The sequence below is a fragment of the Sphingomonas sp. OTU376 genome (assembly GCF_038440415.1).
Lineage (GTDB): Bacteria > Pseudomonadota > Alphaproteobacteria > Sphingomonadales > Sphingomonadaceae > Sphingomonas > Sphingomonas kyeonggiensis_A.
Genome location: NZ_JASATQ010000110.1, coordinates 1 through 9,240, shown reverse-complemented (window position 1 = coordinate 9,240; position 9,240 = coordinate 1). Strand labels below are relative to the sequence as shown.

9 protein-coding genes are annotated in these 9,240 nt (G+C 66.6%); 4 read left to right on the top strand and 5 right to left on the bottom strand.

Annotation, left to right across the window (positions count from 1 at the left end):
• Positions 1 to 110: 110 nt before the first annotated feature.
• Positions 111 to 1,526 carry a succinylglutamate-semialdehyde dehydrogenase gene (astD, locus tag AAHM44_RS24095; protein WP_269575530.1) on the bottom strand — a complete coding sequence of 472 codons (1,416 nt, stop codon included), beginning with the start codon at positions 1,524 to 1,526 and terminating at the stop codon, positions 111 to 113.
• A 99-nt stretch (positions 1,527 to 1,625) separates the two neighbouring features.
• Positions 1,626 to 2,990 (bottom strand): protein adenylyltransferase SelO family protein, encoded by a 1,365-nt coding sequence (locus AAHM44_RS24090; protein ID WP_269575529.1) that lies wholly within the window; start codon positions 2,988 to 2,990, stop codon positions 1,626 to 1,628.
• Positions 2,991 to 3,008: 18 nt separating this feature from the next.
• Here AAHM44_RS24090 and AAHM44_RS24085 point away from each other — a divergent pair, with 18 nt between their 5' ends.
• The 3 genes from AAHM44_RS24085 to AAHM44_RS24075 all read left to right on the top strand — a co-directional run bounded on the left by AAHM44_RS24085 (position 3,009) and on the right by AAHM44_RS24075 (position 6,583).
• Positions 3,009 to 3,872: an alpha/beta fold hydrolase gene (locus AAHM44_RS24085; RefSeq protein ID WP_269575528.1), complete on the top strand. Its 864-nt coding sequence runs from the start codon at positions 3,009 to 3,011 to the stop codon at positions 3,870 to 3,872.
• A 107-nt stretch (positions 3,873 to 3,979) separates the two neighbouring features.
• Complete coding sequence (locus AAHM44_RS24080; RefSeq protein ID WP_269575527.1) at positions 3,980 to 5,113, top strand: glycosyltransferase family 4 protein; 1,134 nt, start codon at positions 3,980 to 3,982, stop codon at positions 5,111 to 5,113.
• A gap of 66 nt (positions 5,114 to 5,179) precedes the next feature.
• Positions 5,180 to 6,583 (top strand): NAD(P)H-dependent flavin oxidoreductase, encoded by a 1,404-nt coding sequence (locus tag AAHM44_RS24075; RefSeq protein ID WP_269575526.1) that lies wholly within the window; start codon positions 5,180 to 5,182, stop codon positions 6,581 to 6,583.
• 50 nt (positions 6,584 to 6,633) lie between these two features.
• Here the strand turns inward: AAHM44_RS24075 and AAHM44_RS24070 are convergent, their stop codons facing one another.
• Together AAHM44_RS24070 and AAHM44_RS24065 are read right to left on the bottom strand one after the other, a co-directional pair.
• Complete coding sequence (locus AAHM44_RS24070) at positions 6,634 to 7,080, bottom strand: PilZ domain-containing protein (RefSeq protein WP_342251577.1); 447 nt, start codon at positions 7,078 to 7,080, stop codon at positions 6,634 to 6,636.
• Between the two features lie 158 nt (positions 7,081 to 7,238).
• Entirely contained in the window at positions 7,239 to 8,237 is a 999-nt protein-coding gene (locus AAHM44_RS24065; RefSeq protein ID WP_269575524.1) for a 2-hydroxyacid dehydrogenase, read from the bottom strand.
• 99 nt (positions 8,238 to 8,336) lie between these two features.
• On the opposite strand from AAHM44_RS24065, the gene AAHM44_RS24060 reads away from it, so the two are divergent.
• Entirely contained in the window at positions 8,337 to 8,813 is a 477-nt protein-coding gene (locus AAHM44_RS24060; RefSeq protein WP_184165581.1) for an SH3 domain-containing protein, read from the top strand.
• 90 nt (positions 8,814 to 8,903) lie between these two features.
• On the opposite strand, the gene AAHM44_RS24055 is transcribed toward AAHM44_RS24060, so the two are convergent.
• On the bottom strand, positions 8,904 to 9,188 hold the full coding sequence (locus AAHM44_RS24055; protein WP_342251576.1) for a hypothetical protein: 285 nt from the start codon (positions 9,186 to 9,188) through the stop codon (positions 8,904 to 8,906).
• Positions 9,189 to 9,240 lie beyond the last annotated feature (52 nt).

Below are 9,240 nucleotides of genomic sequence, written 5' to 3'. Positions count from 1 at the left end.
CCCCCCCCCCCCCCCCCCCCCCCCCCCCCCCCCCGCCCCCGCCCCCCCCCCCCCCCCCCCCCCCCCCCCCCCCCCCCCCCCCCCCCGGGGAACCAAGAAGTCCAGCTGGCTCAGGCGTCGCGCAGGCCGATGCCCATCGAGGCGCGGGAGGATTCGCTCTCCGAGGAGACCACCGGATAGGCGCAATAGTCGGCGGCGTAATAGGCGCTGGGACGGTGGTTGCCCGACCAGCCCACGCCGCCGAACGGCGCCGCCGAGGACGCGCCGTTGGTCGGGCGGTTCCAGTTGACGATGCCGGCGCGGATGTTCGCCCAGAACTGATCGTAGAGCTTGGGATCCTGCGAGACCAGGCTGGCGGACAAGCCGTAACGCGTGTCGTTCGCCTCGACGATTGCCTGCTCGAAGCTGTTCACCCGGAAGACCTGGAGGATCGGGCCGAACAGCTCGACATCGACCTTCTCCTTCGCCTCGGTCATGTCGATCATGCCAGGGGTGAGGAAGGGGCGGCCCTCGATCGGGCGCTCCATGTGGCGCAGCGGCCGGCCGCCCATGGTGGAGAGGGCAAGGAAGCTCTCGGTGAGCATGTCGGCGGCGTCATTGTCGATCACCGGCCCCATGAACGGGGCGGGATCGGCATGCGGCTCGCCGATGATGAGACGGCCGATCAGCTTGTTGAGCTCGGCCATCAGCGGATCGTAGAGCTTCTCGTCGACGATCAGCCGGCGGCCGGCGGTGCAGCGCTGGCCGGCGGTGGTGAAGGCGGACTGCACGACGAGCACGGCGGCCGAATAGAGATCGGGCGTGTCCCACACGACAATCGGATTGTTGCCGCCCATCTCGAGCGCGAGGATCTTCTCGGGCCGGGTGGCGAACTGGCGGTTGAGCGCGATGCCGGTATTGGCCGAGCCGGTGAACAGCAGACCGTCGATATCCGGGTGGCCGGCCAGCGCCTTGCCCTCGTCGGGACCGCCGATCAGCAGGCGGACACAGCCCTCCGGAATGCCGGCGGCGTGATAGCAATCGACCAGGAAAGCGCCCGAGGCCGGGGTCTTCTCCGACGGCTTGAACACCACTGCGTTGCCCGCGAGCAGCGCCGGGACGATATGGCCGTTGGGCAGGTGGACCGGGAAATTGTACGGCCCGAGCACCGCCAGCACGCCGTGCGGCTTGTGGCGCAGCGCCAGCCGGGTGTTCATCGGCGCATCGATGCGGCGCTGGCCGGTGCGCTCCGAATAGGCGGTGATCGAGATATCGACCTTGGCGATCACCGTCTCGACTTCGGTGCGCGCTTCCCAGAGCGGCTTGCCGGTCTCACGCGCGAGCAGGTCGGTGAAGGCATCCGCCTTTTGCCGCACCACGTTCGCGAAGCGGCGCAGCGCTTCGATCCGATAGGCAAGGGGATGGGCGGCCCAGGCGGCCCAGCTGGCGCGCGCAAGGGCGACTTCCTTGTCGGCGTCTCCGCTCATCTGGCGCCACAGCACGGCGCCGGTTGCGGGTTCGGTCGAGATGATTTCCGTGCCGGGCATCGATGTAGGGGAACTTGGTCTTTCAGGAAGGTTCAGGCGCTCTTGCACCAATTTTCGCGGCGAGGCCAGTGCCAGGCCCCGGCACGTTTCTGACGATGGCTATGCCTTATCGGAACCCCCAAGGGCCTCCGCCATCCGGCGGATCGCCGCCACCTTGGCGTGGAGAGGCCCCCAATCGTCCGACTCGGCGATCGACGCCCAGATCGTCTCGACTTCGTCGATCAGCATCGAGCAGGGCGTGCCGCTCCAATAGGCGTGATCGCGGGCCTTGCGGGGCTGGTAGAAGGCGAGCTGGCCGCGCAGATCGTCGAATGCTTCGCCATATTCCTCGGGCAGCGTGCCGCCGAACGCATCGAAGAAGAACTGGTCGATCGGCGTGAGCGTCTCCGCCAGTGCCTTTTCGAGCACGCCGGCGAGCACCCGGTCGGCCTCGGCGCTGCGCGGGGCGACGCCGAGGCGCCAGAGCAGCGCGGCGGTCACTTCGCGCTGATAGACTTCGGCAAAGCCCTCCATCGCCGCGATCAGTGGCTCCTCGTCGGCGATCTGGCGCAGCGCGATGGCGAGCTGCATCACGTCCCAGTAGATGGCCTCGGGCTGGCGGCCGAAGGCGTAGAGCCCGGCATGGTCGAAATAGGCGGCGGTGAAGCCCGATTCCCAGAAGGGAGCGAAGCGCCACGGGCCGTAGTCGAAACTCTCGCCGGTGACGTTGATATTGTCGCTGTTGAGCACGCCGTGGACGAAGCCGGCGGCCATGAAGCGCGCGGCCATCGTCGCGGTGCGCCTCGCGACATGGGCGAGCAGCCGGGCGGGAGCGTCCTCGCCGGGTTCCTCGCCATAATAGTGGCGCAGCACATAGGCGACGAGGCGCTCCATCGCCTCGGTCTCCTGGAAATGGGCGAGGCGCTGGAAGGTGCCGATGCGGATATGGCCGTGGCTCATCCGGACCAGCACCGAGGAGCGGGTGGGCGAGGGCTCGTCACCGCGGTGCAGCTCCTCGCCGGTCTCGATCAGCGAGAAGGTGCGGCTGGTCTCGACATTCAGCGCCTCTAGCATCTCGGTGGCGAGGATCTCGCGGACACCGCCCTTGAGGGTGAGTCGGCCGTCGCCGAAGCGGCTGTACGGCGTCTGGCCCGATCCCTTGGTGCCGAGGTCGAGCAGCCGGCCCTGCACGTCGGTCATCTGCGCGAACAGGAAGCCGCGGCCGTCGCCGATCTCGGGGTTGTACACGCGGAACTGATGGCCGTGATAGCGCAGCGCCAGCGGAGTCGGGAGACTGCCCTTCAGCGGTTCGAAGCGGCCGAAATGAGCGATCCATTGCTCGTCCGACAGGCCGTCCAGCCCGACCTGCGCCGCCGCGCGATCGTTGCGGAAGCGCAGGATGGTCTGGGGAAAGCGCGCGGCTGCTACGGGATCGTAGAAGCTGTCGCCGAGTTCGAGGATCGCCTGTTGCGGAGTGAAGTCCATGCAGCGATATGGGGAAGGATGGCCGAGCGACGCAACTATTCCGACGGTTTCTGGTGGTCGCGGGACGGGATTCGTCTCCACTATCGCGAATATGCAGGCCCGGCGGACAAGCCGCCGGTGCTGTGCTTCCCGGGGCTGACCCGCAATGCGCGCGACTATGAGGCGCTGGCCGAGCGGCTGGCCGGGCAGTGGCGCGTGCTGTGCGTCGAGTTCCGCGGGCGCGGCGAGAGCGGCTATGCCAAGGACCCGATGTCCTATGTGCCGCTCACCTATTTCCAGGACGTCGAGGCGCTGCTCGAGGAGCTGAAGGTCGAGAAGTTCGTCGCGGTCGGCACCTCGCTGGGCGGGCTGGTGACGATGCTGCTCGCCGCCACCGAGCGCGACAAGCTGGCGGGCGTGGTGCTCAATGACGTGGGCCCCGAGATCAATCCGGCCGGGCTGGCGCGGATCCGCACCTATGTCGGCAAGGCGGTGTGGTACCCGACCTGGATGCACGCGGCGCGCGGCGTCGCCGAGGGCAATGCCGATGTCTATCCGGACTATGGGATCGAGGACTGGCTGCGCATGGCCAAGCGGCTCTACCGGGTGAACAGCTCGGGGCGGATCGTGCTCGATTACGACATGAAGATCGCCGAGCCCTTCCGCGTGCCGGGCAACGAGACCGGGCCGGACATGTGGCCGACGATCGAGGCGATGAACGGCCGCCCGCTGCTGATCGTGCGCGGCGAGCGCTCGGATATCCTGAGCGAGGATACCGCCGAGCGGATGGTGGCGCGGGTGCAGGGTGCCGAGCTGGTGACGGTGCCGGGCATCGGCCATGCACCGACGCTGGAGGAGCCGGAGGCGGTGGCGGGGATCGAGCGGCTGCTGGCGAAGATTTGATCGCCGTCACGACGCGGGCCGGGATTCCGTGGCACGTGTCGAACTCTTGCCGCGCGATATCCTGGCTTTCGCCGGGATGACGGATTGACTATCGAGCCATTCCAACGATGCCCATCCACATCCTCCATCTCCATTCAACCTTCAACCTCGGCGGCAAGGAAGCGCGCGCCGTGCGGCTGATGAATGCGTTCGGCGACAAGGCGCGGCACACGATCGTCTCGGCGATGCCCGACCAGCTCGAGGCGCGGGCGATGATCGCCCAGGGGATCAAGTACGAGATCGCGCTGGATCCGCCGCCGCTCTCGGGCAAGCCTTCCGCGAAGCGCTATGAGGCGATCGCGCGCTACATGCGCCGGTTCGACCTGGTGCTGACCTATAATTGGGGCGCGATCGACGGGGTGATGGCGGCGCGCGTGTTCGGCAAGGGCCTGCCGCCGGTGATCCACCACGAGGATGGGTTCAACCAGGATGAGGCCGAGCGGCTCAACCCGGTGCGCAACATGTATCGCCGGATCGCGCTGCCCGCCGCCAACGCGCTGGTGGTGCCTTCCGAAGTGCTGGAGCGGATCGCGCTGAAGCACTGGCGCCAGCCGGCCGAACGGCTGTTCCGCATTGCCAACGGCATCCCGACGATGCAGTTCGCCGGCAAGCCCGATGTCGAGCTGATCCCCGAACTCAAGAAGAAGAAGCCCGGCACGCTGGTGGTCGGTGCCGTGGCGGGGCTACGGCCGGTCAAGGACCTGCCGATGCTGGTCCGCGCCGTCGCCGGGCTCAACACGCGCTTCAAGCTGGTGATCGTGGGCGAGGGGCCCGAGCGCCAGGCCATACTCGATGCCGCCGAGGCAATGGCGATCGAGGATGACGTGATCCTGCCCGGATTCCTGCGCGAGCCGCATCGCTATATGGGGCTGTTCGACGTGTTCGCGCTCTCCTCGAAGAGCGAGCAGGCGCCGCTTTCGGTGCTCGAGGCGATGGCCGCCGGATTGCCGGTGGTCGCGCCGATGGTGGGCGACATCCCTTCGATGGTCGGCGACCGCAACCGCCACTTCCTGCCCCCCGAGCGCAGCGAAGTGGTGCTGCGCGACCGGATCGACATGTTCGTGAAGCATCCCGAGGAGCGCAAGCTCGTCGGCGAGGAGAACCGCGCGCGCGCCCGTGCGTTCTACGATGAGAGCGAAATGATCGCCGCCTATGCGCGGCTCTATGGCGCCGCAATGGGACGACCTGACGCACTGCAATAACGAATGTTGCTCGCTTGTTGCGTCCAATGCGTCTAGCGTCGCCCGAATTTTTAGTCTGGAGGTTCTGTGTTCAAGGGTCTGTCGCCCATCCTGTACAACGGCCGCGAGGTCTGGCCGATCGTCGAGGGGGGCAAGGGTGTGGCTGCCACCAACCACGCCAGCGCAGGCGCCTGGGCCGCCGCGGGCGGCATCGGCACGGTCTCCGCGGTCAATGCCGACAGCTATGATGCCGACGGCAAGATCATCCCGCAGATCTACAACGCACTAACGCGCCGCGAGCGCCATGAAGAGCTGATCGCCTATGCGATCGAAGGCGCCGTCCAGCAGGTCAAGAAGGCCTTCGAGATCGCCGGCGGCAAGGGTGCGATCAACATCAACGTGCTGTGGGAAATGGGCGGTGCGCAGCGCGTGCTGCACGGCGTGCTCGAGCGCACCCGCGGCATGGTGGCCGGCGTCACCTGCGGCGCGGGCATGCCCTACAAGCTCAGCGAGATCGCGGCGTCGTACAACGTCAACTACCTGCCGATCGTCAGCTCGGGCCGCGCCTTCCGCGCGCTGTGGAAGCGCGCCTATTCCAAGGCGAGCGAATGGCTGGCGGCGGTGGTCTATGAGGATCCCTGGCTTGCCGGCGGCCATAACGGCCTGTCGAATGCCGAGGACCCGTTGCAGCCGCAGGACCCGTATCCGCGCGTCAAGGAACTGCGCGCGGTGATGCGCGAGGGCGGCATCTCGGACGATGTGCCGATCGTGATGGCCGGCGGCGTCTGGTTCCTGCGCGACTGGAACGACTGGATCGACAATCCCGAGCTCGGCAAGATCGCCTTCCAGTTCGGCACGCGCCCGCTGCTGACCCAGGAAAGCCCGATCCCGCAGGGCTGGAAGTCGAAGCTGACCCAGATCGAGGAAGGCGAAGTGCTGCTGCACCGCTTCTCGCCGACCGGCTTCTATTCGAGCGCCGTGCGCAACCCGTTCCTGCGCAATCTCGAAGCGCGCTCGGAGCGCCAGATCCCCTATTCGACCGAGGAAGCGGGCGACCACACCTTCCAGCTCGATGTGGGCGTGAAGGGCAAGAATTTCTGGGTGACGCGCAACGACCTGCTGCGCGCGCGCCAGTGGTTCGGCAACGGCTTCACCGCCGCGCTCAAGACGCCGGACAACACTTTGGTGTTCGTCACGCCCGAGGAGCAGCAGATCATCCGCACCGACCAGAAGGACTGCATGGGCTGCCTTAGCCAGTGCGCCTTCTCGTCCTGGGCGGATACCGAGACCAACTCGACCGGGCGACTGGCGGACCCGCGCAGCTTCTGCATCCAGAAGACGCTGCAGGACATCGCGCATGGCGGCCCGACCGACGAGAACCTGATGTTCGCTGGGCACGCTGCCTATCACTTCAAGCGGGACCCGTTCTATTCGAACGGTTTCGTGCCGACGGTGAAGCAGCTGGTGGACCGGATCCTGACGGGCGACTAGGGGCGATCGAGGGGTTTCCTGCGTGGCTTAGGCCACGTCTTGGAAAGTCGTCAGGAAGCTTCGGTCAAATCCGCCGTGGCGGTGTCGCGGCGGCTCTGGCCGCGGATGAGGTCGATGCCGGCACGCAGCCAGCTCTGGAAGATGCCTGGTGAGGTATCGGCCGGCAGCGCCGGGGCCGGTACCTGCGGCTCGTTGTTCCGCGCCGTGCGGTTGCTGCTGATGGCCAGGGTTTCGTTGGCGGCGCGTAGCAGGGCGTTGAAGTTCAGCCGCTCGATCAGCTGGATGCCGAGCGTCTTGCCCTTCACCCACACGACCCGGCCGACCATCGCCAGCGAGGCCCGGCGGACCTCGACATAGGTTCCCGGCCTGGGCGGGAACGGCGCCAGCAACATCATGCCATGCGGCGAGATGTTGCGGATGGTTACGTCAGACCATCCTCGCTTGCTGCGCATCTGGGCGGGAATGACGACCTCCCGCCTCGATTCTCTCGGCTGCATTCAAGTCCCCCTTGCGGTGCACCCTATAGGTGGCTTTGCGTAGGGTATAACTACGTGGAAATGCGTTTACCGAGGACTTGCTGACCTTGGTTAATTTGACGGAAGATGCTCCGGATTGGAGCTATTGTTCCAGATAATCCAAAGTATTTATAAGATAACTACACCCAGCCATCGAGTACTTGGTCGGGCGGGCGATGTCCGTCGGACCAGGCACGGATATTCGAGATCACCTTCACGCCCATGTCCTCGCGGCCCTCGAAGGTGGCTGAGCCGAGGTGCGGGAGCAGCACGACATTATCCAGCGCGATCAGGCGCGGATCAACGGCGGGCTCGCCCACATAGACGTCGAGCCCGGCACCGGCGATGCGGCCCTCGGTCAGCGCCGCGATCATTGCTTCATTATCGACGATTTCGCCGCGGGCTGTGTTGATCAGCCAGCCTTTGGGGCCAAGCAGGTCGAGCCGGCGCGCGTCGATCAGGCCACCGGTGGTATCGGTATGCGGGGTGTGGATGGTCAGTATGTCCGCCGCCTCGATCATCGAATCGAGCTCGCCATGCCAGGTGGCGCCGAGCTGTGCCTCGAGCACCTGGGGCAGGCGGTGGCGATTATGGTAATGGATCTGCAGGCCGAAGGCACGGGCGCGGAGCGCGACGGCCTGGCCGATCCGCCCCATGCCGAGGATGCCGAGCTTCTTGCCGCCGATGCGGTGGCCGCGCATCGAAGTGGGTGCCCAGCCCTTCCACGCGCCCTGGCGGACCAGTTCATCGCCCTCGACCAGCCGGCGTGGCACGGCGAGAACCAGCGCCATCGCCATGTCGGCAGTATCCTCGGTCAGTACGCCGGGAGTGTTGGTCACGGTGATCCCACGCTCGCGGGCGGCCTTGAGATCGATATGGCCGACGCCGGCGCCGTAATTGGCGATCAGCCGGAGGCGATCGGGCGCGGCCTGGATCAGCGCGGCATCGACCCGGTCGGTAACGGTGGGAACGAATACGTCGCAATCGGCCATCGCGGCGGCGAGCTGATCGCGGGTCAGGGCCACGTCACCGGGATTGGTCGCCGCATCGAACAATTCGGCCATGCGCGCCTCGATGCTCTCGGGCAGCGCGCGGGTGACGATCACCCGGGGGCGGGAAGGGCGCGGGCCTTGTGCCATAAAAGGCGGCTTGGCCGGTGCAGGGGCGCCAGTCAACGGTTGATGGCGAGGGGCTGCTCAGGGTAAACGGTTCCCACACACAATATTCATGGGGGTCGCATGCGTTTCGGGAAATGGGTCGTGCTCGGCGTCGTCGCGCTGGGGCTGGCCGTTCCTGCATTCGCACAGCGCAAGACGCCCTATTTCGTTTCGATCAAGGCCGAGAAGGCGCGGATGCGCACCGGGCCGGGGCGCAACTATCCGTCGAACTGGCTCTACCAGCGCCGCGGGCTGCCGCTCAAGGTGATCGACATCTATGGCGAGTGGCGCAAGGTCGAGGATCCCGACGGCACCCAGGGCTGGATGCTGGCGAACCTGCTCGACGATGTGCGTACCGCGATGGTGATCGGTACGGTGAGCGAGATGCGTGACGCACCGCGCTTCAATGCCCGAGTAAGCTGGCGCGCGGCACCGGGCGTGGTCGGCCGGGTGAGCCGCTGCGCCAGCGGCTGGTGCTGGTTCGACGTCGCCGGACGCGGCGGCTATATCGAGCAGAGCCATATCTGGGGCACCGATCCGGGTGAGGCGGTGAACTGATCTCGCGCCGGATTATGCTTCAGATCTATTTGCGATGAGAAAGAACCTGACGAGCGTGTCAGGCAAAATCCTACATTGGAAGAGGCTAAATCACGCCAGCTTGTAAGGCGTCGGATCGCCGCGTTCGGCGATCAGCTGGCGGCGAGCTTCGGTTCGGGCTTCGTCATACCAGGCGCGGGCGGTTTCGGGGAGCGAGGCCAGGATCGCTTCGTCGGGCTCCACGGCGATGCGGGCGACCAGCTGGTCGGGCTCCACACCCATCAACGGCGCGAGGAGGCGCATCGTACGGGCGCGCAGACGGAATTCGAAATCGTCGAGGCGCGCCGATTCGACCTCGGCCTTTTTGAGCAGCGCGCCTCGCAAGTCGAAGACCATTATACCTCCTGGTTCCCCCGGGGGGGGGGGGGGGGGGGGGGGGGGGCGGGGC

Excerpts from the sequence above, each read along its gene's own strand:
- AAHM44_RS24090 (WP_269575529.1), bottom strand. The coding sequence starts at position 2,990 with ATGGACTTCACTCCGCAACAGGCGATCCTCGAACTCGGCGACAGCTTC.
- AAHM44_RS24085 (WP_269575528.1), top strand. The coding sequence starts at position 3,009 with ATGGCCGAGCGACGCAACTATTCCGACGGTTTCTGGTGGTCGCGGGAC.
- astD (WP_269575530.1), bottom strand. The coding sequence starts at position 1,526 with ATGCCCGGCACGGAAATCATCTCGACCGAACCCGCAACCGGCGCCGTG.
- AAHM44_RS24055 (WP_342251576.1), bottom strand. The coding sequence starts at position 9,188 with ATGGTCTTCGACTTGCGAGGCGCGCTGCTCAAAAAGGCCGAGGTCGAA.
- AAHM44_RS24070 (WP_342251577.1), bottom strand. The coding sequence starts at position 7,080 with ATGCAGCCGAGAGAATCGAGGCGGGAGGTCGTCATTCCCGCCCAGATG.
- AAHM44_RS24065 (WP_269575524.1), bottom strand. The coding sequence starts at position 8,237 with ATGGCACAAGGCCCGCGCCCTTCCCGCCCCCGGGTGATCGTCACCCGC.
- AAHM44_RS24060 (WP_184165581.1), top strand. The coding sequence starts at position 8,337 with ATGCGTTTCGGGAAATGGGTCGTGCTCGGCGTCGTCGCGCTGGGGCTG.
- AAHM44_RS24080 (WP_269575527.1), top strand. The coding sequence starts at position 3,980 with ATGCCCATCCACATCCTCCATCTCCATTCAACCTTCAACCTCGGCGGC.